Below are 22,454 nucleotides of genomic sequence, written 5' to 3' on the forward strand. Positions count from 1 at the left end.
CGTTGTCGTACTATGGGTGACATGGACAACGCCCTGGAGCACCCCGACCGGAACGAGATCCGGATCGAGGCCGTCCTGCACGCGCTCGCCGACCCGGTCCGCCTGACGATCGTGCGCGCCCTCGCGACGTCGGACACCGGCATCGCCTGCGGGGCGCTCGAACTCGACGTCAGCAAGTCGACCCGCACCCACCACATCCGCACCCTCCGCCAGGCGGGCGTGGTCCACGTGCGCCCGGAGGGGACGTCCCGGATCAGCACGCTGCGACGGGACGACCTGGACGCGCTGTACCCCGGCCTGCTCGACGGCGTGCTCGCGGCGGAGCGCTGAACGCATTCCCCGAACGCTGATTCCGCAATTATGCGGAATCAGCGTCAAATGCCCCGACATACCGCCGAACGAGTCTCCGGACCAGCGAGCGGATCGATTTCCAGCGGTGGCCGTGACTTTCTCGCGACCATTCACCGCTCCAGTCGAGCGAACCGCTGACCTGCTGGGGTACGGACAGCTAGGGTTGGCCGCGTTCAGCTCCCTGCCTGTCCCATTGGAGATCGCGCGCGGTGGACTTTCTACTCGGCCTTCCCGAAAAATCCGCACTGCTGGCCCTCATGCTGATCGTCGAGGAAGCGTCCAACACGGACATCCGCGAGCAGTACGGCTTCACGATCGACAAGAGGGTTCGCGACCGCCTCGTCGGTTCCGGGTACATCACCGCCCGCAAGTCCAGGGAACTGCGCGGCGCGTTCGTGCACGAGCTCACCGAAGCGGGCTGGAAGCAGTGCCGCGAGGAACTGGCCGCGGCGACGCCGTCCGGCGTGCAGAAGGGCTACCGGCTGCTCTTCGGCCTCGCCCGCGCCCTCGACGGCCACCTGACCAGGTCGCGCCTGGAGATGGCCGACGTCTTCGTGCCGGGCAGGGCGGCGGCGGTCCCGACCGCTCCGCGGGCCGTCGACCCCGAGGCGGAGATCCGCGCGGCGTACGACGCGCTGGTGTCCCGGCCGGGTGCCTGGGTGAACCTGAGCAGGCTGCGCGACGCGCTCCCCCACCTGTCGCGCGACGAGGTCGACGAGGCGCTGGTGCGGCTCAACCTGGAGCCGTGGGCCTACCTGATCCCCGAGGCCAACCAGAAGACCCTCTCCGAGGCGGACCGCGAGGCGGCCGTCCACGTCGGCGGCGAGGACAAGCACCTGCTGTCCATCGACCGCGGCTGAGGCCACCGGCCATGGACGAGCTGGAGCGCAAGGCCCTGGAGAACCTGCGGTTCGACTGGGCACCGACCCCCGAGGACGTCTGGGACTCGACCACGCCGCACGTCGAGGGGCTCAACGACGGCGCGCTGAAGGCGGTCATGGACGCCTACGAGGACGCCAGGGCGAGCCGCGGGTCGAGCCCGCTCGGCGTGGCCATCACCGGCCAGCAGGGTTCCGGCAAGACGCACATGCTCGGCGCGGTGCGGGCCGAGGTGCAGCGGCGGGGCGGGTACTTCTTCCTGGTGAGCCTGCTGCACGGCAGCGACTTCTGGCAGAACGTCGTCCACGCGCTGCGCACCGGCCTCCAGTACCCCGGCTGGGGCGGCGAGGCGCAGCTCACGGTCGCGCTGGGCAGGCTGGCGAACCGGCTGGAGCTCACCGACGAGGTCCGGCGGCAGGTGGTCGGGGCCGCGCCGATCACCAGGCGGGCGCTCGACGACGTCGTCCGCGCGCTGGGCGGGCTGGACCCGCAGCGCGGCCACGGGTGCAGGCACACCGCCAGGGCCCTGGTCCTGCTCGCGTCGAAGGACCTCGCGGCGGGCGAGGTCGGCGAGTCCTACCTCATCTCGGCGGGCGAGGCCGTGCCCGGCGAGCGGGCCGAGTGGGGCATCCACCCCGATCCGAAGAGCCCGCACCAGATCGCGGGCGAGCTGTCCCGGCTGCTGTCGCTGACCGGTCCGAGCCTGGTCGCCGTCGACCAGATCGACACGCTGATCTCGCAGTCGTTGAACCCGACCGACGAGCACCAGCCCGCGCTGGCGGGCGCGGCCGAGGACGTCCTGCTCGACCAGATCGGCCACGGCCTGATGGCCATGCGCGAGACGATGCAGCGCACGGTGTCCGTGGTCGCCTGCCAGGACCAGGTGTGGGAGAGCCTCGGCAGCCGCACCAACGGCGCGGTGGTCTCCCGGTTCCGCCAGGCGACGCGGTTGAAGGCGGTGCCGTCGGCGGAGATCGGGCTCGCGCTGGTCGTGACCCGGTTCGAGCCGCGGTTCAGGGCCGTGGGCTTCGAGCCGCCGTTCCCGAGCTGGCCGGTGCTGCCCGAGGCGTTCGCCGGGGCCGTGCACTTCACGCCGCGGCAGCTGTACAAGGAGATCGACCAGCACGTCAGGACCTGCCTGGACGCGGGCACCCTGGTGACGCTCGCGAGCCTCACCAGCCGGGTCGGCCTCACGCCGCGGCGCAAGCAGCGGGCCGAGACCGCGTCGGACGAGCAGGTGCACGCGCTGGACGAGCGGTTCGCCGAACTCGTGCGGGGCGCCGACCCGAGTGCCGCGCTGGACAAGGGCAGCGAGGACTCGCGGATGCCCGAGCTGCTCGACGCCGGGCTGCGCACCTACGTCTTCGAGCAGGGCGACGAGCGCGAGCAGTACTCGCTGGACCCCAAGCCGAGCGCGAACCCCCCGCTGCACGCGCGGCTGCGGCGGATGCTGGACGAGAAGACCGACGACCAGGCGCACTGGTCGTTCCGCTCGATCGCCAGCCCCGACGCCAGGGCCGCGCAGAACCGGATCCAGCGGCTGCTCATCAACGCGGGCCTCGACCCGGACGTGCTGAAGCGCAAGGCGTTCCTGCTGCGCACGGGCCCGTGGAAGACCGGGACGAAGAAGACCGGCGAGGTGCTGGAGGCGTTCCGCGCGGCGGGCGGGGTGTTCCTCGACCACGTCGACACCGACGACCTGAAGGCCTTCGCCGCGCTGGAGGCGCTGTGGACCGACAACCCTCCCGGCTTCAAGCCGTGGCTGGAACAGCGCAGGCCCGCGAGCACGACCGCCTTGTTCCGCGCGGTCTTCGGCGAGCCGGACCCGGCGCCGGAGCACCGGGAGCCCGCGTCCCCCGTCCCGCACGACGACCACTCGGGGTGGCCGGACGAGGACCTCGACGTGGTCGAGGCCCCGGTGCCCGCACCGCAGGTGCACGCCGTCCCGCCGGGCTTCCTCTCGCTGGGGCGGAGCGCGGACACCGGCGAGCCGGTGCCGATCCCGCTGGAGGCGCTGCGGAAGCACGCGGTGATCTTCGCGGGGTCCGGCTCCGGCAAGACCGTGCTGATCCGCAGGCTGCTGGAGGAGTGCGCGCTCCAGGGCGTGTCCGCGATCGTGCTCGACCCGAACAACGACCTGGCCCGGCTGGGCGACGCGTGGCCGTCGCCACCGGCGGGGTGGAACGCCGGTGACGACGCCAGGTCCGCCGACTACCTGGAGCACACCGACGTCGTGGTCTGGACGCCCGCCTGGGAATCGGGGCGTCCGCTGAGCTTCCAGCCGCTGCCCGACCTGGCCGCGCTGGCGGGTGACCCCGACGAGTTCCGGCTCGCGCTCGACACCGCCGTCGCGGGTCTGGCGCCACGGGCCCGCGCGGACGGCTCGACCGTGAAGGCGGACCTGGCGCGGGCGGTGCTGAAGGAGGCGCTGGCGTACTTCGCCCACACCGGCGGCGGGAGCCTCGACTCGTTCCTCGACCTGCTCGGCGACCTGCCGGACGGCGTCACGTCGCTCACCAAGGGCCAGGCGATGGCCGAGGACATGTCCCAGACCCTCACCGCGGCCATGATCAACGACCCGCTGTTCGGCGGCTCGGGCACACCGCTCGACCCAGGGGTGCTGCTCACGCCCGCGCCGGGCAGGCGAGCCCGGATCTCGGTGATCAGCCTCATCGGCCTGCCGTCCGACGAGCAGCGGCAGAGCTTCGTCAACCAGCTCCAGATGGCGCTGTTCGCGTGGATCAAGCAGAACCCGGCGGGCGACCGGCCGCTGGGCGGGCTGTTCGTGATGGACGAGGCGCAGACCCTGGCGCCGTCGGGCGCGATGACCGCGTGCACGTCGAGCACGCTGGCGCTGGCCTCGCAGGCCCGGAAGTACGGGCTGGGGCTGGTGTTCGCCACGCAGGCGCCCAAGGGCATCCACAACCGGATCGTCGGCAACGCCGCCACGCAGTACTTCGGCTTCATCAACAGCCCGACGCAGGTCGCCGCCGCCAAGGAGATGGCGGCGGCCAGGGGCAGCACCGTCCTGGACATCTCCCGGCTGAACGCGGGCCAGTTCTACGCGGTCGGCGAGGGCATGCCGTTCCAGAAGGTCCACTCGCCGATGTGCCTGAGCCACCACCCGTCCAGCGCGCTGACCGCCGAGGAAGTCCTGGTCAGGGCCCGTACCGAACAGCACTAGAGGGGACCCGCGCGTGGACCTCGTCATCCAGGGGCTCGTCAAGGAGTTCCAGGACGTCCAGAGCCTCACCGAGCTGCCGCGGAGCGAGGCGTTCGAGGCGTTCGCCGCCTACTGCGTGCTCAGCTCCTACTACGAGGGCGAGTTCAGCCCCGACGACCACCGCACCGGCGGTGGCAACGACCTGGGGATCGACGCGTTCGGCGTCGTGGTCAACGGGGAGCTGTGCCACGACGTGGAGGAGGTCAGGGCCGCCGTGGACGCGGTCTCGAAGCCGGACGTCCAGATCGTCGTCGTGCAGGCCAAGACCACGTCCGGGTTCGAGACGAAGGTCGTCTCCGACCTTGCCGACAACCTGTGCCACGTCCTGGGTTCCGACCCGCTCGCCTACCAGGCCTCCGAGGACGTGCGGAACCTCCGCGACTGCGTGAAGGCGGTCTACGGCGACATCGGCAAGCTGTCCAGCAGGCTGCCGCAGCTGCACGTCCACTACGTGACCACCGGCGACACCGTCGCGGACCTGGTGGCGCAGAAGGCGCACTCCGCGGAGAAGCAGCTCGCCGAGCCGGGGCTGTTCGAGACCGTCGAGTTCCACTGCGTGGTCCGCGGCGAGCTGCGCAAGCTCTACCGGAGGGCGACCACCAAGGTCGCGGCCACGTTCCCGATGCCGAAGAAGGTGTTCTTCCCCAAGGTCCCCCACGTCGACCAGTCCCTGCTGGGCCTGCTGGCGGCGAAGGACCTCGTCCACCACGTCCTCTGCGACGAGGCGGGGCGGCTGCGCAAGACGCTGTTCAACGACAACGTGCGCGACTTCCAGGGCTACAACGACGTCAACTCCGAGATCCGCGACACGCTGCGCGACCCGGTGCGGCGGGAGCGGTTCGCCGTCCTCAACAACGGGATCACCATCGTGACGCGGGGGCTGACGGTGGTCGGCGACGACGTCCACGTGGACGACTTCCAGATCGTCAACGGCTGCCAGACCTGCCACGTGCTGTTCGAGCACCGCGACCAGCTCACCGACGCCGTCCACGTCAGCGTGCGGATCGTGCACTCGCAGGACGAGGACCTCATCAACGGCATCGTGGCGGCGACGAACCGCCAGACCGTCGTCACCGAGGAGGACCTGACCGTCCGCGAGGAGTTCCACCGGTTGCTGGAGGACCACTTCCACCGCGGCCGGGACAAGCAGCGGAGCCTGTACTACGAGCGGCGGTCCAAGCAGTACAGCGAGAGCAAGCACGTCGAGAAGACCCGCGTCATCACCAGGGCCCAGCTCACCCGCGCCTACGTCGCCATGTTCCTGGAGGAGCCCTCCCGGTCGGGGCACCTCAAGACGCTGCTCGCCGCCCGCGGCAAGGAGCTGTTCTCCCCCGACCAGCAGCCGATCGTCTACTACGCCGCGGCGGCCACGTTCTACCGGGTGGAGTGGCTGATCCGGAACCGGCGCATCCCCACGGGCTACAGCCCCGCCCGCTACCACCTGCTGGCCGCGATCAAGCTGCGGCTGCTCGGGTCCGACCGGGTGCCGCCCTCGTCGAAGGCCGCGGTGAAGCAGTGCGAGCGGATCCTCGACCTCGTCTGGGACGCCAACGAGTCGGAGCGCCTCGTCCTCGAACTGCTCGACTCGCTCCAGCGCGCGATCGACGCCGAGACCGGGCTGGGGGTGCGGCTGGGCGAGATGGTGCGCACCCAGAGGTTCGCCGAGCGCGTCCGCCGCGAGGTGCTCGGCCCGGCCCGGTAAACCGCTTGCGCGCCGCCGTAGCGTTGACCGACGTGCGTGCGTGGGGTTCCAGTCAGTTCCGGCTCGCGGTGGCCGGTTTCCGGAGGTATTCGACCTATCGACAGGCGATGCTCGCGGGCTCGGCCACGAACGTGGTGTTCGGCCTGCTGAGGATGGCCGTGCTGCTGGCGGCGCTCGAATCGTCGCCGAGCGGGCGCATCGCGGGGTACGACGTGGCCGCGACGGTGACCTACGTGTGGCTCGGGCAGGGCCTGCTGTCCTTCGTGGTGCTGTGGGGCGACACGGCGCTGGCCGACCGGATCCGGTCCGGGGACGTGGTGGTGGACCTGTACCGGCCGTGGGACCTCCAGTGGGCGCTGGCGGCGGAGGACCTGGGGCGGGCGGCGTACTGCGCGGTGACGCGGCTGGTGCCGCCGGTGCTGGTCGGGGCGCTGCTGTTCCCGTTCCGGTGGCCGACGCCCGAGCGGTGGCCGGTGTTCGTGGTCAGCGCCGTGCTGGCCGTGCTCGTGAGCTTCGGGATGCGGTTCCTGGTGAACGTGTCCACGTTCTGGCTGATGGACAACCGCGGTGTGGTCGCCCTCTACGGCGTGGGGACCTCGATCCTCTGCGGGTTGACGGTGCCGCTGGACTTCTTCCCCGAGTGGGCGCGGTTCGTGCTGTGGTTCACGCCGTTCCCCGGTGTCGTGCAGGGGCCGATCGACGTGTTCATCGGTCACGGTCCCCTGTGGACGACGGTGGGCCACCAGGTGTTCTGGGTGGTGGCGCTGTTCCTGGGCGGCAAGCTGGCGCTCGCGCGGGCCGTGCGGAGGGTCGTGGTGCAGGGTGGCTGACGCGATCTACCGGAAGATCCTGCACGCGCGGGTGCGCGGGCAGCTGTCGTACCGGGGCTCGTTCCTGCTCGACTGCCTGGCGCAGGCCATCGCGCAGGGCGGGGAGCTCCTGGTGATCCTGGTGCTGTTCAACCGGATCACCGCGCTCGGCGGGTTCTCGGTCGACGAGGTGCTGCTGGTGTACGCGTTCGCGGGTACCGCGTTCGGGTTGTCCGACCTGTTCGCCGGGCAGCTGAACGCCCTGCCGACCTACATCCGGCAGGGCACGTTCGACGTGCTGCTCCTGCGGCCGTTGGGGACGTTGCCGCAGCTCATGGCCTCGGACCTGCCGTTGAAGCGGATCGGGCGGGTGTTCGCCGGGCTCGTGGTGCTGGTCTACGCCCTGCTGCACAACGACGTCGTGTGGACGCCGTGGTCGATCGGGCTGCTGGTCGTGACGCCCGTGGCGGGGGCGGTGATCTTCAGCGCGATCTGGGTCATCGCCTGCTCCGTGTGCTTCTGGCTGGTGGACGGGCAGGAGCTGACGAACACCGTGACCTACGGCAGCAACACGTTCACCTCGTACCCGATCAGCGTGTACTCGGGTTGGCTGCGGCGGCTGATGGCGTTCGTGGTGCCCGGCGCGTTCGTCGCGTACTACCCGGCGCTGGCGGTGCTGGGCAAGCCCGACCCGCTCGGGGCACCGGCCTGGCTGGGGTGGGTGTCACCGGTCGTCGCCGCGCTGGTCGCGGGCCTGGCCGCGGTGACCTGGACGTTCGCCGTTCGACACTACCGAGGGACTGGATCATGATCGAGGTGCGCGACCTGCGTCGGGAGTTCCGCGTCAGCGAGAAGGCGGGGTTCCTGCGGCGCACGCACCGCACGGTGGCGGCGGTGGACGGGGTCAGCTTCGACGTGGCGGCCGGGGAGGCCGTCGGGTACGTCGGGCCGAACGGGGCCGGGAAGTCGACCACCATCAAGATGCTGACCGGCATCCTGGTGCCGACGTCGGGGACCGTGCGGGTGTCCGGCGTCGACCCGTCGCGGCAGCGCAAGGAGCTGGCGCGGCGGATCGGCGTGGTGTTCGGGCAGCGCAGCCAGCTCTGGTGGGACCTGCCGCTCCAGGACAGCTTCGAACTGCTGAGGGCGATCTACCGGGTGTCCACACCGGACTTCACCGCGCGGCTCGCGGAGTGCGTGGAACTGCTGGAGCTGGGGCCGTTCCTGACGACCCCGGTGCGGCAGCTCTCGCTGGGCCAGCGGATGCGCGGGGAGGTCACGGCCTCGCTGCTGCACGCCCCCGAGCTGCTGGTGCTGGACGAGCCCACGATCGGACTGGACCTGGAGTCCAAGGAACGGCTGCGGGAGTTCCTGGCCGAGCTGAACACCACGCGCGGCACGACGCTGCTGCTCACCACGCACGACCTGGACGACATCCAGCGGCTCTGCCCGAGGCTGGTGGTCATCGACCACGGGACGGTGCTCGCCGACGGCCCGCTGGCCGACCTGCGGGCCGAGGTCAGCCCGGAACGGGTGCTCGTGGTCGACCTGGAGGTGGCCGTTGCACCGCTGGCGGACCTGCCCGGCGTCACCTCGGTGCGGGTGGAGCTGGGGGGCAAGCGGCAGCACCTGGCGTTCCGCCGGGACGTGACCACGGCCGCCGCGCTGATCACCGCCGTGGCGGCGCGCGCCGAGGTGCACGACCTCGCCGTCGTGGAGCCGGAGATCGACGACGTGGTGCGCCGCTTGTACGAACGCCGACACGAAGGAGCGGAGTGTCGGTAATGTCGGAGTTCCGCAAGACAGTCGAGTGAAGACAAACTGGAGTCCCCATGCGCGCTTCCCGGTCAGTGGCCACCGTCGTGCTGGCGCTCGGACTGGCAGGTGCTGCCTCCGGGTGCGATGCCGTGAACGAGGCGACCAACGCCGCGAACTCGGTCAACGACGCCGCGAACAAGGTTCAGCTCTGCCTCGACGCGGTGAAGCTGATCGGCTTCACGCCCGACCTGAGCAACCCGCAGGCAGCGGTGGACGACGCGCACAAGAAGGCCGAGGAGATGACCAAGCTCGCCGAACAGGCGGGGGACGCGACGCTCAAGCAGGCCCTCGAAGCGTCGGCCCAGCAGCTCAGCTCGGTCACCCTGAGCGACCTCGACCCGGCCTCCGCGGCCGGGTGGCTCCAGGAGAAGCTCGACAAGCTCAACGCGTTGAACACCGCCTGCGCCAACTGACGAACTTTCACCCACGTGTTCGCACCCGTTGGGGGAACACGTTTCCACCGGGTGAAACCAAACCTTGGTGGCCTGTTGCCCGCCGTCCCGGCGTCCTACGCTGTTGGGCATCGGGAGGTGTAGAGATGCAAGCATTGGTAGGCGACCGGTTGCACGTCCACAGCCGCGTGGTCGGCGTCGAGGAACGTCTCGGAGAGATCCTCGAGGTTCGCGGCCGTGAAGGTGCTCCCCCGTACCTGGTTCGCTTCGTGGACGGGCACGAGGGCCTGGTGTACCCAGGACCCGACTGCCTCGTCGAATCGCGGTCGAACAGCTGAACCCGTCGCCAAGGCCGGAAACGGCCTTGGCGGCAGCGGGTCGGCCTCCCTCACCCCAGAGCGACCTCGATCAGCGCCTCGGCCAACTGGGGCGTGGCGGCCGCGACCCCCGACCAGCGCCGCGTCAGGTCGTGGTCGAACGTGAACGGCCTGCCCCGCAGGTCGAGCAGCACACCACCCGCCGCGGGCACCGTCACCAGCGCCGCGGCGAGGTCCATGATCCTGTGCGTGTCCGATCCGACGTCGATGAACGCGTCCACCGAGCCCTCCGCCACCAGCGCCGTCTCCAGGCACGTGGTGCACAGGACGCGAATCCGATCGGCCCGAGCGGCAACCCGCTGCCACGCCTCCTCGGTACCGCGCTTGGGCCGCATCAGGCAGACGGAAGCACCGTCCAACGCCGTGCGCCCGGTGGTCCGGTAGGGCGTCGGCTCACCAGCACGCGCCCACCAAGCCCGCCCGGTGTCGAACCACACGGTCAACGCCTCGCTGGGCACCCCGTCGCGCACCACAACACCGGCGAAGCACGACAGCGGAACCCCGAACGAAGCGTTGGCGGACCCGTCCACCGGGTCGATCACCAGCGTCTCGGCGGACCCGTTGTCGATGAACCCGGCCTCCTCGGACAGCAGGTTCGCACCGGAGCGCTTGGCCGCGTCCGCGATGGCACCCTCCACGATCGCGTCGACCCGCATGGTCGGCGTGCCGTCAGCGCCATCGGCGACCTCCTCGCGCAACTCCAGCCGGGTGTGGGCCAGCCGGGCCTCGCCGTAGGCCGCGGAAGCGGCGCGGGCGGTGGCGGCCAACGCGGGGTGGACGTCAGCGGGCAACTCGGGTTCCGGCACGGGCCAGGTGATGCGCAACGAGCGCCTCCTTGCACGGGGAGTGGACTCCGGTCTTCCTACCAGGAAACCGGCAGCCGCGGCCCACGACAGACCAAAGGGGCGGCCCGACCGGACCGCCCCTCGGGAGAAGAACCAGCTCAGATCAGCCCGAGGGCCTTCACGGCGTCGCGCTCCTCGACCAGCTCGGCGACCGAGGCGTCGATCCGCCCGCGGGAGAACGAGTCGATCTCCAGCCCCTGCACGATCTCGTACCGACCACCCGAAGCGGTGACCGGGAACGACGAGATCAGCCCCTCCGGCACCCCGTAGGACCCGTCGGACACGACGGCCGCGGACGTCCAGTCACCCTCGGGCGTCCCGTTCACCCACGAGTACACGTGGTCGATGGCCGCGTTGGCGGCGGACGCCGCGGAGGACAGCCCACGAGCCTCGATGATCGCCGCACCGCGCTTGGCGACGGTGGGGATGAACGTCCCCTCCAGCCACTCCTGGTCGTCCACCGCGGAAGCGGCGGACACGCCGTTCACCTCGGCGTGGAACAGGTCCGGGTACTGGGTGGCGGAGTGGTTGCCCCAGATCGTCAGCTTCTTGATCTCGCCCAACGACACGCCGAGCTTCTTCGACAGCTGCGCCAGCGCCCGGTTGTGGTCGAGGCGGGTCATCGCGGTGAACCGCTCCGCGGGCACGTCCGGCGCGTGCTGCTGCGCGATGAGCGCGTTCGTGTTGGCCGGGTTGCCGACCACCAGCACGCGGACGTCCTCCGCCGCACCGGCGTTGATCGCCTCGCCCTGGGGCTTGAAGATGCCGCCGTTGGCCGAGAGCAGGTCGCCGCGCTCCATGCCCTTGCTGCGCGGGCGGGCGCCGACGAGCAGTGCGACGTTCACGCCGTCGAACGCGGTCTTCGCGTCGTCGGTGATGTCGATGCCGGACAGCAGCGGGAACGCGCAGTCGTCGAGCTCCATGGCGGTGCCCTCGGCGGCCTTGACCGCCTGCGGGATCTCCAGCAGGCGCAGGCGGACCGGGGTGTCCGGGCCCAGGAGCTGGCCGGAGGCGATGCGGAACAGCAGTGCGTAGCCGATCTGGCCGGCCGCACCGGTGACGGTGACGTTCACGGGCGTGCGGGTCATGAGCCTTCCCGAATGACGGTCCAGGGGGCGGAGTCCTCGGGTGGCACGACCACTAGGCAGGACTGACCTGTCAGCGGCGGTCTCTGCACCGGGACCGCGCGCCGGGCGTTTTCGCCCGGCTCCCGCAGGTTACCAACTGGTCATCGTCCGCCGTCGGTGCGGTGAGCAGCCTCTCAGGTGGTTAGGTGTTCGACGTGGACGACGAAGTGATCATCGGCGAGGACTTCGCCGACGCGGTGATGTTCCAGGAGACGTGGGAACGGCGGACCTTCGACCGCTGCGACTTCAGCGAAGCGGACATGCGGGGCTTGGTGACCAAGAGCTGCACGTTCACCAACTGCACGTTCGCCCGCACGGACCTCGGCGATTCGAAGCACACGGCGACGGCGTTCCGCTCGTGCACGTTCGACCGGACGGTGCTGTCCGGGGCGTCCTTCACGTCGTGCAGCCTGCTCGGGTCGTCGTTCACGGCGTCCGTGCTGCGGCCGATCTCGTTCCACGAGACCGATCTCACGCTGGCCAGCCTCGCGGGGGTCACCCTGCGCAAGGTCGACCTGCGGGGGCTGCGGATGCGCGAGGCGAACCTCAGCGACGCGGACCTGCGGGACACCGACCTGCGCGGCACCGACCTCCAGGGCGCCCGGCTGCTCGGGGCGAACCTGGGTGGCGCCGACCTGCGCGGCGCGCGGCTGGACGCCAACGGCTGGGTGCAGGCGAAGATCGCGGGAGCCACGGTGGACCTGTCGATGGCCATCGCCTTCGCCGCCGCCCACGGCCTGGTCGTGGAGGAACTGGGCGACGGGAGCTAGCCGGACGGGCCGCCCGCCCCGCTGCGGGGCGGGCGGCCTCCGGTCACGGTGCACAGCGGTGGTCTTCCCCGCCGACCATCTCGTCTCCCCGGACGTCACCTCGCGGTGGGCGCTTCCCGGTAGCTCGCACGGGGGACCGCCGAACGAGGAACGAGCCGTGCCCCCGGGCGGTGACCGGGGGGCCGGCGCGGCCTGAGCGACCGTTCGCTAGTTCTGCGCTTCCTGGTGCGAGACCTCGACGAGCGCGCCGTCCGCGACCATGTCCTCGACCGAGGTCGGGAACAGGTACGCGGTGCCGCCGCCGGGCTGCTCGAACCACGGCACGGCCACGCCGGTCAGCACCTCGACCGGACGCCGCAGCCGGTACACCCGGTACGCGCGGTTGATCCACGACGGCACGAGCGACCGCTCCTCGAACGGCGTGCCCGCGGCGTAGACCAGGTTGCCCACGGGCTCGCCGAACCGGTCGACCTCGAACCCGGCGGGCAGCTCGACCATCTTCTTGTGGCGGAACAGCGTGAGCGGCGGTTCACCGTTCATCGGCTTGATCGGCCAGCCGCGCTTGCCACCCGACTCGGACTGCTGCTGCGCCTCCTGGCGCGGCGCGTCGACCCGTGCGGCGTTCGCGGCGATCGGCTCGGGCCTCGGCGGCTCGACCCTCGGCAGCGGCTCCGGACGCGGGAGTTCCGCGCGCGGCAGCGGCTCCGGACGGGGCATCTCGGCGCGGGGCAACGGCTCCGGGCGCGGCGGTTCCACGCGGGGCAGCGGCTCCGGCCGGGGCATGGGCGCGACCTGCACGACCTGCGGCGGCATCGGGCGGCCGTCGCGGAACCCGTTGACGCCGTTGGGCGGCGGACCCTGCGGCCCACCGGGGGGCGGGCCCTGCGGCGGGCGCATCATCTGCGGCGGCGGGGGCTGCCTGCGCGGCGCGCGGCGACCCGTGAGCACCAGCTTGCCGATCAGGAACGACGCCGCGTCCTCCAGCCGGTCGAACCGGCTCGGGTTCTTCGGACCGTTGTCGAACCAGGCGACGACCCAGCTGCTGCCCTCGGTGCGCAGGTTCCACGTGCGGTCGACGGGCTCGCCGATGCGGTACGCGGCGGGCGGCACGTCGAGGTCGTCCAGCGCCCGGCGGACGCCGGACAGCTCGCGCTCCTCCTCGGGCGTGACCTGCCTCGGCACCTCGGGCTCGGCGGGAGGCTGCTCGACCACCACCGGCTCGATGTCGAACTGGGTCTCCTGGTCGACCTCGAACCTGGTCGTCACGTCGGAGTGCCTCGGGTCGGCCTCGACCTCGAACTTCGGCACGACGTCGACCAGGTCGGACTCGACGAGCCGCGCCTGCTCCGCGACCGGTTCCTCGACGGGCAGCGGCTCCGGCTCCGGCTCCACCGGCAGCGCGTCGTTCGACGCTTGGCCTGCGGCGGCGAACGGGCTCCACGCGGCGGTGTCCTGGTCGGCCCCGGCGCTCTCGTACCTGTTGGGGGCGAACAGGTCCATGCCGTCGACGTAGGAATCCCGGCGGTACCGGTCGTCGCGAGGCGGGGTGGGCTCGGTGTCGAAGTCGAACTGCACCCGGTACGGCGGACCGTCCTGGGCGGCGTCGAACTGGCTCTGGTCGAACTCCAGCACCTCGTCGGCCTCGGCGACCGTCGCGGGCCGCAGGTCGACGAGGTCCATGGTCGCGGTGTCCTCGACGTCCGGCTCGTCGACCGGCATCGGCTCGGGCCGGGGCTCGACGAGCTGGTCGGCGGGCTCGGCCTCGGGCTCGCGGGCGGGCTCGGCGCGGAAGCCGTGGTCCACGTCCGTGCGGAACACCGGCTGCGCGTCGAAGTCGTCGGCGGGCTGGAAACCGGGGCCCGGTTCGGCCCGCAGCAGTTCCGGCTCGTCGTCGGACCGGTGCTCCGGCTCGGCGTAGCCGTCCTGGTGGTCGGAGGTGGGCGGTTCGGACGGCCTGCGGTCGTCCGGGTAGAAGTCCTGGCCCGCCTGGAACCCGACGGTCGCCGAGTCGCCCTCGACGGGGAAGAAGTTCGACTCGGGGTCGTAGTCCGACTCGCGCTTCGGCGGCTGCTCGGTGTGGAAGTCCGGCCGCGGCTGGAACTCCGTGTCCGGCTGGGACTCCCGCTCCACGGGGGCGCTCGCGGTCGGGAAGAAGTTCTCGTCGGCGCTCGACCGCTGCTCCGCAGTCGCGCTGTCGTCGGGGAAGAAGCTGTCCCCGTCGCCGTACTCCGGCCTCGGCCGGGACTCCGACCGCTGCACCGACTCCGGCGGAGCGTCCAAACCCGACGGCGAACTCAACCGAGGCTGCGCACCACCCTCCGGGAAGAACTGCTCCTCGACGCCGGGCGGCTGCTCCGTCTTCGGACCGTCCTCCGGGAAGAAACTGTCCTCGGCATCGAACTCCGGGCGGACGCGCGCGACCGGCTCCGGCGGCGGAGCGTCCAGACCCGTCGGCGAACTCAGCCTCGGCTGCGCACCACCCTCGGGGAAGAACTGCTCCTCCACGACCTTCTTCGAGTCGTCCTCGCCGAAGAAGTTCTCGTCCGACTCGACCACGGGCTTGGCCTCGGGCTTCGCCGAAGCCGACTGGGTCGGCGCGGGCTGGACCGGCGGCTGGTGGGCCGGACCGCCCTCCGGGTAGAAGTCCTCGCTGGGCTGGTGCCGGGCGTTCGGGTCGTTGGTGTCGCCGGGGAAGAAGTTGGACCCGTCCTCGAAGTCGGGCCGGGGGTGGAACTCCGTCGCCTGGTCCTGGCCACCGGTCCGCTCGGGCACGGGGTCGGCCGGCGGCTCGTCCTCGATCACGGGCAGCGGCGTGGCGACCGTGGCGTGCGGGTCGTACGGCTGCGTGGAGCGGTCGTCGCCGAACGGCGAGAACTCCTCGGCCTCCGGCTCGGGCACGATCGGCACGGCGGGTTTGGGCAGCGGTGTGCCGCGGGGCGCGGTCGGGGCGCCGAGGTTCGCCGCGGCGGCGACGCGCGACTCCTCCGACACCTCGGGGCTGCGGAACTCGGCGGCGCGGGCGCGCTCGACCAGCTCGGCCTCCGGGGGGATGCCGTAGGCGCGCAGGTAGTAGCCGACGGCGGCGGGCCAGATCCAGTGGCCGTCCGTCTGGAACGCGACCGGCACGACGGACGGCGCGTCGGGGTCCAGCACGTCGGCGTCGAAGCCGCGACCGGCCACCGCGACCGGCGCGCGGTCCAGGTAGTCCAGCAGCGCCTCGCGCTCGTGGTCGGGGATCGCCGGGCGGTTGACCGACGGGCGGCCGTCCGCGCCCGCGCCGTCGAAGACCCGTGCGGTCCGGAAGCCGCGCGGCACCTGCGGGGGCGGGGGCGGCGCGGCGGGGGCCTGACCGGACGGCAGCCACTTGCGCAGCCACTCCGGCACGTTCTCGTCGGCGCGCGGGAAGAAGCGCATCTCGTCGACGTAGGCCTGCGGCGGTGGCGGCGTCTGCCACTTCGGCTCGGTCCGGTCGAAGTCGAGGTTGTAGCTGGCGGGCTGGTCGAGCTGGTAGCGGGCGTTGGACCAGCTGCCCCGACCCTCGCGGTGCATGCCCGCGCGGAGACGGGAGAACAGGGCGGCCACCTCCTGCGGAGGCACCCACCCCTGCGAACTCCCGTCGGCCGACCGCACCTCGGCGGCCAGCTCGAAGTAGCGGCCGGTCGCGCGGTAGTCGGCGACGACGTTCTGCCAGCCCTCGGGGGCGGCCCGCATCAGGGTCAGCCCGATCTGCTTGACCAGAGCGTCCTGCTCTGTCGGGTTCAACGGCTTCGGCTCGGACACACCAACATCTTCCCCCGCGACTCCGCGTACCGGAACGGCCCCCTGCTGGGCCGAATCAGAGCAACCACCACGCCGGCCCGACCATAACCCGATCGGCGCGCGCGGGAAAACCGAAGCGGAACCGGCTAGGGGCTAGGGGGCTGAGGTCTGGGGCGGGGGTGGGGTGCTGGTGGCTTCCGCCACCTCGACCAGGCTGCCGTCGGCCAGCAGATCGCGGACCGACCTGACCAGGAAGAAGCCCGTACCACCACCCGGTTGGCCGAACCACGGCACCGCGATGCCCTTGAGCGCGGTGGTCGGCCGCTGGACCCGGTACACGTGGTAGCGGCGGTTCAGCCAGTCCGGCGGCAGCGAGCGGTTGCCGAACATGGTTCGAGCCGCGAAGACGAGGTTGCCGTTCTCGTCGCCGAAGCGGTCGATCTCCACCCCCGGCTGGAGCGAGACCGGCTCGCGGTCGCGCAGCAGCGACAGCGGCGGTTCGTCGGGCAGCGGCTGGATCTCCTGCGGCGGGCCCGCGGCGACCGGCGGCGCGGGCGGCGGCACCGGGGCGGGAGCGGGTGCGGCCTGCTGGGCGCGGGCCGCGTCGCGCTCGGGCGACCACAGGAGGGTGCCGAGCATCGTCTGCGCCGCGGCGGCCGCGTTCGGGAACACGGTCGGCCTGCCGCTGGGGCCGCGGTCGGCGTCCCAGTACTGGAGCTGCCACCCGCTCTCCGTGCCCGGCGCGGGCTCGATGACCAGGGCGTCCAGCTTGGGCTCCACGATCCCGTACTCCTGGGGAGCGACGCCGAAGTGGTTCAGCCGGTCCTGGAGCTGAGCGAGGGACCGCCGGTCGTGCTCGGCGATCTGGCGCGGCCGGTACTCCGGGAGCGGCAGCGACTCGACCTGGCCCGTCGCGACCGCGGTCGCGGCGTCCACGGCGGCGTCGTCGACCGGCGGCACCTGGTAGCCGTTGTCGTGGATGTGCTGCACGAGCTGCGGCACGGGGTTCACGCCGTGCTTGCGGAAGTAGTGGGCGACCGCGCCCGACCACACCCACGTGCCGTCGGTGTGGAACGTCTGCGGCACGTCCGGCTCGGCGCCGGGCTGGAGCAGGTCCGGCCCGTAGCCGCGGGCCGCGAGCACCACGGGCGCGTTCTCCAGGTACTTCAGCACGTCGTCGCGGTCCTGCGGGTGCACGGCGGGGCGCGGGGCGATCGGCCTGCCCTGCTCGTCGCTGCCGTCGAACACCGGGGCGTCGTACAGCCGGACCGAGCCCTGGTCACCCTCGGCGGGGGTCTCCACCAGCCACGCCGGGACCTCGGCGCGCGGGAACATCTCCAGTTCCTCGGCGAAGTGCTTCGCCGAGGGCCGGTGCGTCCACGCCGGTTCCTCGGTCCGGTTGTACTCGATGGAGTACACGTTCGGGTGAGCCAGGTGGAACCGCGCCGAGAACCAGGTGCCCTCGCCCTCGCGGTACATGCCCGCGCGGAGCTCCAGGAAGAACGGCAGCGCCTCCTCCGGCAGCGTCCACTCGACGGACTGGCCGAAGATGTTCAGCACCGAGACCGGGGCCTCGACGTAGGCGCCCGCCGCGCGGAAGTCCAGGAAGAGCTGGCTCCAGTCACCCGGCAGCCGGTGGACGAGCAGGGTCGTGACCGAGGCGAGGATCGCGTTCTGGTCCTCGGGCGACAGCCGGGGCTGCGTGGACGTCATGCCTTCTGCTCCTCGTTGCCTGCTTCCGCGATCCGGGTGCGCAGCCAGCCGGGGACGAACGCCTCGTCACGAGGGAACACCTCCAGGTCGCGCACCCAGAACTCGGCCGGGATCGGCGGGTTCCACAGCGGGTCGTGGTCCATGTTGTAGGAGAAGTCCATCCGACCCGGCGCGTCCACCGTGAGCCGCGCCGAGAACCACGTGCCCCGACCGGGCCTGTGGTGCAGCTGGCGCAGCTCGGCGAACACCTTGGTGATGCCCTCGGGGGGCACCACCTCGGCCGTCTTGCCGTTCTCCAGGTACACGGCCAGCTCCGTGTCGTGCACCTTCACGTTGAGCTTCACCAGCAGGTCGATCCGCCGCCAGCCCTCGGGTTCCACTTCGAGCAGCATGGCGCCGATCCGCTGCATCAGCTCTTCCTCGCGGTCGTCCGGCTCAGAAGTCGGATGGCCAGAGGGCTGCGTTGTGGTCATTCGGATAGCTCCTGACGTGGATCTTGAAGCGACCGTCCGGCAGTGTCTCGCGCCACCTGGTCTGGTACGTGTGCGGGTGGTCCTGTCCCGGCTCCCGGATCGCGAACGTGTCGACCAGCTCGATCGACCCGCCCGAGGCCGCCTCCAGGTCCGAGCGGTCCCGCTCCATTTGATACCAGGTCTCCTCGCGCACGAACGCGGGCCGCTCCAGACCCGAGTTCTGGTCGCGCTGCTGGCTGGAGACGTTGATCAGCTCGCCGGGGCCGCCGGACTCCTTGCCCTGGTGGTGGCCACCGTCGGCGAGGTTGCGGTTGTCCGGGCCCTTGCCCGCCAGCGCGCCCGCGTCGGTCTGCGACGTGGTGTCGCGGCGCAGCTCGGTTCCGCCGTCGTAGACGGGCGTGCCGCTGGTGGCGACCGTGTTGGACCGGTCGTCGGTCAGGAACCTCCACCGGCCGCTGTCCACGTCGTAGACCGCGGTGGGGCGGGGGTTGTTCAGCTCGGCGCTGAACGGCGGCGCGGTGTGGACGTGCGAGACCGCGCCGTCCTCACCGCTCTGGAAGGTGCTGTACGGCCCGCGCTCGTCGGAGAGGGTGAACCGGGTGCCCGGCGGCAGGTCGCGGGTGACGAACGGGTCGTTCGGCCGCACCGGCCGCTCGACGGCCGCGCGCTGCTCCGGCGTCCACCCGCTGGTGTCGCCGTCGATCCGCACGGTCCGGACGACCTGCCTGTTCTCGTCCTTGAGCGGCTTGCCGTCCTCGCCGAGGACGATCTCCTGGGTGAGGCGGACCTCGCCGTTCGGCGGGTCCGGCCACGTCGGCGTCTGGGCCGCGCCGGTGCCGTAGTACGGGTCGGTGGTGATGTCCGCGCCCTCGGGGGCCCGCGCCACCTCCGGGTTCAACCGCCCGCGCTGGCCGGAGTCGGTCTCGACGTGGGTGAGACCGCCGTCCTCGATGAACACCCGTGTGCGGACCCGGTCGCCGTCCCGGACCACGTACTCCGTGTCCGGGGCCAGCGGCTGCCCGTCGTGCTGGGTCAGCGGCCGGTTCTGCGGCAGGCCGGTGACCTCGACCTGGTTGCTCGTCGTCGGCCGCTCGTAGGTGACGCCCGGCTCGGGGCGGCCCTGCGCGTCGGTGCTGAACTCCTGGTAGAGCGGGCCGCGGTCGACGTTGTAGTTCGAGCCGGGGATCGGGTTCGCGACCTCCGGGTTGGGGCGGTCGCCCGCGTTCTCCGGCGCGGCCACCCACCGGGGCGTGCCGTTCCCGTCGGTCTGGACGGTGCCGCGGTGGTTGCCCTCGGTGTCCGTGACGTCGAACCGGGTGTTCGCGGGCAGGTCGCGGCGGGCGGTGAACGCGTCGTCCGGACCGGGCGCCATCGGGTGGCCCCGGCCGATCGTCTGCTCGCCGTTCGCCGGAGCGGGCGGCTCGGTGATCGTCACCGGCCGCGTCACCTCGACGGACTTGCCGCCGATCTTGACCTTGTCGTCCTGCGTGAGCGGCGACCCGTCCGGGCCCGCCACGAACACGTCGTTGTGGCTGCCGACCCGGACGCGGTAGTCGGCGTCCGGGTGCGGGTGGGCGATCTCCGGGTTCACGCCGTCGCGGGTGTTCGGCGCGATGGTGTCGACGCTGACCGCGCCCTGCGCGTCCACGTGCACCGTCGTGCGGAGGCGCCCGTTCTCGTCCAGGACCCGGATGCTGGTGTCCAGCGGCAGCTCGCGGCCGTCGAACAGCGACTGCCCGTCGCGCATCCGCACCGTCTGCCCGTGCGTGGTGCTCGGCTCGGTCCACGGGGTCTGGACCTGCGGGTGGTGGTTGCGGTCGGTGTCGCCGCGGTGCTCGGCGTCGATGCTGTCGGCCAGGTCGCCCGTCGGCGCGTGACCGGGCGGCATCCCGTTCTCGCCGACCGGCGTGCTCGTGCCGTCCGGCTCGAACGCGTGCCAGCCGCCGTCCGGCGGGATCCTCGGGTGCTGCTGGCCGTTCGTCGTCTCCGGGGAGCTGGAGTAGACGTTGCCGTGCCGGTCGGACCACGCCAGGCTGTCCGGCGCGATCACCTGCTGGCCGGTCTCGCGGGCGACGTGCGCGGCGAGGCTGTTCTCGCCGCCGGCCGCCGCGTCGCAGCCGACCAGCATGATCGGCCGTCCGGCGAGGTCCGGGTGGTTGTTGATCAGCTCCACCAGCTCGGCCCGCGTGTAGTGGGTCTCGCCGATCCGGACGCCGTCGCCCGCGGTGTGCACGTCCAGGACGGCGTGGTCGCCCGCCGGGATCCGCGACGCCAGGTCGCGCAGCGGGGCCTCGGAGTGCAGCGCCACGCCCGCCGGGGTGACCTCGCTGGAGCGGATCGCCTGGTCCACGCGCGGCGACACGTCGCCGAGGGGCGTGGGACCGGTGGGGGTCGGGTCGGCGGTGGGCGTGCTGTCGGTGGGCGTGGCGTCGGTGGGCGTGCCGTCGGTGTCGAACGCGCCGTTGCGGGCGTCCGCGACCGTGGCCGCGTCGGGGGTGAGGACCGTGCTGCCGTCCGGGCCGATCGTGCCGAAGTCCGGCGGCAGGACCCGGCCGTCCGGCGGCGGCGACGGCACCTCGTGCAGCACACCGGCGTCGCGCAGGCTGTCCAGGTTCACCCGGCCGGAGGCGTCCGCCAGGCTCGGGTCGAACACCGGCTGCAACTGGCGCGCGCCGCCGGGCTGGTCGAACGCGGGTGCCACGGTCGCCAGCTCGACCATCATGGGCCGGTCCAGCACGTACACGTGGTAGCCCTTGCCCAGGCTGTCGGGCAGGATCGCGCGCTCGCCGAACCCGTACGGCTGACCGTCCGGCCTCAGCGGTGACAGGAAGTCGCCCTGGGGGCTGCCGAACCGGTCGAGCACCGTGCCCGCGGGCAGCTCCACGACCACTCGGGCACCCACCGCGCCCTGGTTCGGCGGCCACGCGATCGGGCCGTCGACCGTGCCGTCGGTGGTGTGGTGGCGCATGAACTCGTCGAACGTCCCGTGCGGGCCGTACGGCTGGTAGGTCGGCTCCACGATCGCCGCCACCCGCTGGTCGTACGTGCCGACCTCGCGGTCGTTCGGGCCGGTGCTCTCGTGGACCGACACGTACGGGCCGTCCTGCGAGAAGCCCTCGACGACACCGGCCGGGTTGCCCCAGACGTTCTTGTGGGGGTCGGTGGCCGGGTCCGCGCTGGGGCCCGCAGTGGGGTCCGGGGGCGTGGAGTCCGTGCCGCGGCTGGCCGGGGCCGGGTCCTGGGGCCACTGGTGGCTGGAGACCGGGGAGCTGCCGTCGGGGTTCGGGGCGGGTGTGGGGTGCTGCGGTGGGGAGTCGGGGGTGGTGCGGTTGTCCGGGGCGCCAGGGGGGCGCTGGTCGGGGGTGCGGCCGTCGGGGGTGCCGGGGTGGCGCTGGTCCGGGGTGCCGGGGGTCCGGTGGTCGGGGGTGCGCGGGTCCGTGGTGCCGGGGATGCGCGGGTCCTGGCCGGGGGTGCGGTTGTCGGGGGCGCCAGGGGTGCGCGGGTCCTGGGTGCCGGAGGTGCGCGGGTCCTGGCCGGGGATGCGCGGGTCCTGGCCGGGGGTGCGGCCGTCCGGGGTGCGGGGGTCTGGCGTGGTGCTGGGTCGGGGGTCCGTGGTGCCGGGGGTGCGGCTGTCCGGGGTGCGCGGGTCCGGGGTGCGCGGGGGTGCGTCGGTCGGGGTGTTGCGGGCCATCGGGGCGTCCGGGCGCGTCGGCGCTGGGCCGGTGGGGCCTGGTTGCGGGCCCGCGTGCTGGGGTGCGGGGCCGCTCGGGGGCGGGGTGAAGCCGCCCGGCTGGGGGCCGAAGCCGCCGGGTTGCGGGGTGTGGCCGCCGGGCTGCGGGCCGCGTGGTTCCGGGGTGGTGGCGTGCTGCGGGGTCGGGGCGTGGAAGGCCTGGGGCGGAGCGGACGCCGAGCTGGCGCCCACCGCGTCCGTGGTGTGCGAGGGCCGGGTCGGTTCGCTGAACAGTCCGCCCGCCATCGCCGGACCCCGGTTGCCCGCCGGGGGGACGAACCCGCCCTGGTCGGCACCGTGGGTCGGCGAACCGCCGGGAGTCGAACCGTTCGGAGCACCGTGGGGTGCCGAGTGGGCACCACCACCGGGGGCGGGCGTGAACCCGCCCGGAGCCGGACCGGAGCCCACGGGAGCCGGACCGGAACCGATCGGAGCCGCGTGCGAGCCACCCGGAACCGGGCCGGAGCCGATCGGAGCGGCGTGCGA

Annotated in this window: 16 protein-coding genes; 10 read left to right on the forward strand and 6 right to left on the reverse strand. The window is 72.3% G+C overall.

Going from position 1 to position 22,454, the window contains the following annotated elements:
• Positions 1 to 21 precede the first annotated feature (21 nt).
• From AC156L_RS32195 to AC156L_RS32235, 9 genes are all read left to right on the forward strand, one after another.
• On the forward strand, positions 22 to 330 hold the full coding sequence (locus AC156L_RS32195) for an ArsR/SmtB family transcription factor (RefSeq protein ID WP_330879810.1): 309 nt from the start codon (positions 22 to 24) through the stop codon (positions 328 to 330).
• 230 nt (positions 331 to 560) lie between these two features.
• Positions 561 to 1,211 (forward strand): hypothetical protein, encoded by a 651-nt coding sequence (locus AC156L_RS32200; protein WP_330879811.1) that lies wholly within the window; start codon positions 561 to 563, stop codon positions 1,209 to 1,211.
• Between the two features lie 11 nt (positions 1,212 to 1,222).
• Positions 1,223 to 4,414 (forward strand): helicase HerA domain-containing protein, encoded by a 3,192-nt coding sequence (locus tag AC156L_RS32205; RefSeq protein WP_330879812.1) that lies wholly within the window; start codon positions 1,223 to 1,225, stop codon positions 4,412 to 4,414.
• Between the two features lie 13 nt (positions 4,415 to 4,427).
• Entirely contained in the window at positions 4,428 to 6,155 is a 1,728-nt protein-coding gene (locus AC156L_RS32210) for an AIPR family protein (RefSeq protein WP_330879813.1), read from the forward strand.
• A 107-nt stretch (positions 6,156 to 6,262) separates the two neighbouring features.
• Positions 6,263 to 6,985 (forward strand): ABC transporter permease, encoded by a 723-nt coding sequence (locus tag AC156L_RS32215; protein WP_330879814.1) that lies wholly within the window; start codon positions 6,263 to 6,265, stop codon positions 6,983 to 6,985.
• Positions 6,978 to 7,775: an ABC transporter permease gene (locus tag AC156L_RS32220; protein WP_330879815.1), complete on the forward strand. Its 798-nt coding sequence runs from the start codon at positions 6,978 to 6,980 to the stop codon at positions 7,773 to 7,775. The genes AC156L_RS32215 and AC156L_RS32220 overlap by 8 nt, the downstream gene beginning before the upstream one ends.
• A complete protein-coding gene (locus AC156L_RS32225) occupies positions 7,772 to 8,749 on the forward strand; it encodes an ABC transporter ATP-binding protein (RefSeq protein ID WP_330879818.1) in 978 nt (325 codons plus the stop codon). The genes AC156L_RS32220 and AC156L_RS32225 overlap by 4 nt, the downstream gene beginning before the upstream one ends.
• A gap of 47 nt (positions 8,750 to 8,796) precedes the next feature.
• Positions 8,797 to 9,195 carry a bacteriophage spanin2 family protein gene (locus AC156L_RS32230; protein ID WP_330879820.1) on the forward strand — a complete coding sequence of 133 codons (399 nt, stop codon included), beginning with the start codon at positions 8,797 to 8,799 and terminating at the stop codon, positions 9,193 to 9,195.
• A 125-nt stretch (positions 9,196 to 9,320) separates the two neighbouring features.
• A complete protein-coding gene (locus AC156L_RS32235; RefSeq protein WP_330879822.1) occupies positions 9,321 to 9,512 on the forward strand; it encodes a DUF1918 domain-containing protein in 192 nt (63 codons plus the stop codon).
• Between the two features lie 50 nt (positions 9,513 to 9,562).
• Here the strand turns inward: AC156L_RS32235 and AC156L_RS32240 are convergent, their stop codons facing one another.
• Both AC156L_RS32240 and AC156L_RS32245 read right to left on the reverse strand, forming a co-directional pair.
• Complete coding sequence (locus AC156L_RS32240; protein WP_330879824.1) at positions 9,563 to 10,375, reverse strand: inositol monophosphatase family protein; 813 nt, start codon at positions 10,373 to 10,375, stop codon at positions 9,563 to 9,565.
• Positions 10,376 to 10,494: 119 nt separating this feature from the next.
• A complete protein-coding gene (locus tag AC156L_RS32245) occupies positions 10,495 to 11,484 on the reverse strand; it encodes a malate dehydrogenase (RefSeq protein WP_330879826.1) in 990 nt (329 codons plus the stop codon).
• Positions 11,485 to 11,723: 239 nt separating this feature from the next.
• On the opposite strand from AC156L_RS32245, the gene AC156L_RS32250 reads away from it, so the two are divergent.
• On the forward strand, positions 11,724 to 12,293 hold the full coding sequence (locus AC156L_RS32250; protein ID WP_330879828.1) for a pentapeptide repeat-containing protein: 570 nt from the start codon (positions 11,724 to 11,726) through the stop codon (positions 12,291 to 12,293).
• 207 nt (positions 12,294 to 12,500) lie between these two features.
• On the opposite strand, the gene AC156L_RS32255 is transcribed toward AC156L_RS32250, so the two are convergent.
• The 4 genes from AC156L_RS32255 to AC156L_RS32270 form a co-directional block, all read right to left on the reverse strand.
• A complete protein-coding gene (locus AC156L_RS32255; RefSeq protein ID WP_484407565.1) occupies positions 12,501 to 16,073 on the reverse strand; it encodes a TNT domain-containing protein in 3,573 nt (1,190 codons plus the stop codon).
• A 132-nt stretch (positions 16,074 to 16,205) separates the two neighbouring features.
• Entirely contained in the window at positions 16,206 to 17,765 is a 1,560-nt protein-coding gene (locus AC156L_RS32260) for a TNT domain-containing protein (protein ID WP_330875612.1), read from the reverse strand.
• Positions 17,762 to 18,238: a hypothetical protein gene (locus AC156L_RS32265; RefSeq protein WP_330875613.1), complete on the reverse strand. Its 477-nt coding sequence runs from the start codon at positions 18,236 to 18,238 to the stop codon at positions 17,762 to 17,764. Before AC156L_RS32265 ends, AC156L_RS32260 begins: the two co-directional genes overlap by 4 nt.
• Positions 18,201 to 22,214: a TNT domain-containing protein gene (locus tag AC156L_RS32270; RefSeq protein ID WP_484407567.1), complete on the reverse strand. Its 4,014-nt coding sequence runs from the start codon at positions 22,212 to 22,214 to the stop codon at positions 18,201 to 18,203. Before AC156L_RS32270 ends, AC156L_RS32265 begins: the two co-directional genes overlap by 38 nt.
• Positions 22,215 to 22,454: the final 240 nt, after the last annotated feature.

Source organism: Umezawaea sp., from assembly GCF_057122925.1.

Bases quoted from the DNA above. Each gene is read 5' to 3' on its own strand.
- AC156L_RS32195 (WP_330879810.1), top strand. From the start codon at position 22: ATGGACAACGCCCTGGAGCACCCCGACCGGAACGAGATCCGGATCGAG.
- AC156L_RS32205 (WP_330879812.1), top strand. From the start codon at position 1,223: ATGGACGAGCTGGAGCGCAAGGCCCTGGAGAACCTGCGGTTCGACTGG.
- AC156L_RS32215 (WP_330879814.1), top strand. From the start codon at position 6,263: ATGCTCGCGGGCTCGGCCACGAACGTGGTGTTCGGCCTGCTGAGGATG.
- AC156L_RS32225 (WP_330879818.1), top strand. From the start codon at position 7,772: ATGATCGAGGTGCGCGACCTGCGTCGGGAGTTCCGCGTCAGCGAGAAG.
- AC156L_RS32230 (WP_330879820.1), top strand. From the start codon at position 8,797: ATGCGCGCTTCCCGGTCAGTGGCCACCGTCGTGCTGGCGCTCGGACTG.
- AC156L_RS32235 (WP_330879822.1), top strand. From the start codon at position 9,321: ATGCAAGCATTGGTAGGCGACCGGTTGCACGTCCACAGCCGCGTGGTC.
- AC156L_RS32245 (WP_330879826.1), bottom strand. From the start codon at position 11,484: ATGACCCGCACGCCCGTGAACGTCACCGTCACCGGTGCGGCCGGCCAG.
- AC156L_RS32250 (WP_330879828.1), top strand. From the start codon at position 11,724: ATGTTCCAGGAGACGTGGGAACGGCGGACCTTCGACCGCTGCGACTTC.
- AC156L_RS32260 (WP_330875612.1), bottom strand. From the start codon at position 17,765: ATGACGTCCACGCAGCCCCGGCTGTCGCCCGAGGACCAGAACGCGATC.
- AC156L_RS32265 (WP_330875613.1), bottom strand. From the start codon at position 18,238: ATGACCACAACGCAGCCCTCTGGCCATCCGACTTCTGAGCCGGACGAC.
- AC156L_RS32270 (WP_484407567.1), bottom strand. From the start codon at position 22,214: ATGGCGGGCGGACTGTTCAGCGAACCGACCCGGCCCTCGCACACCACG.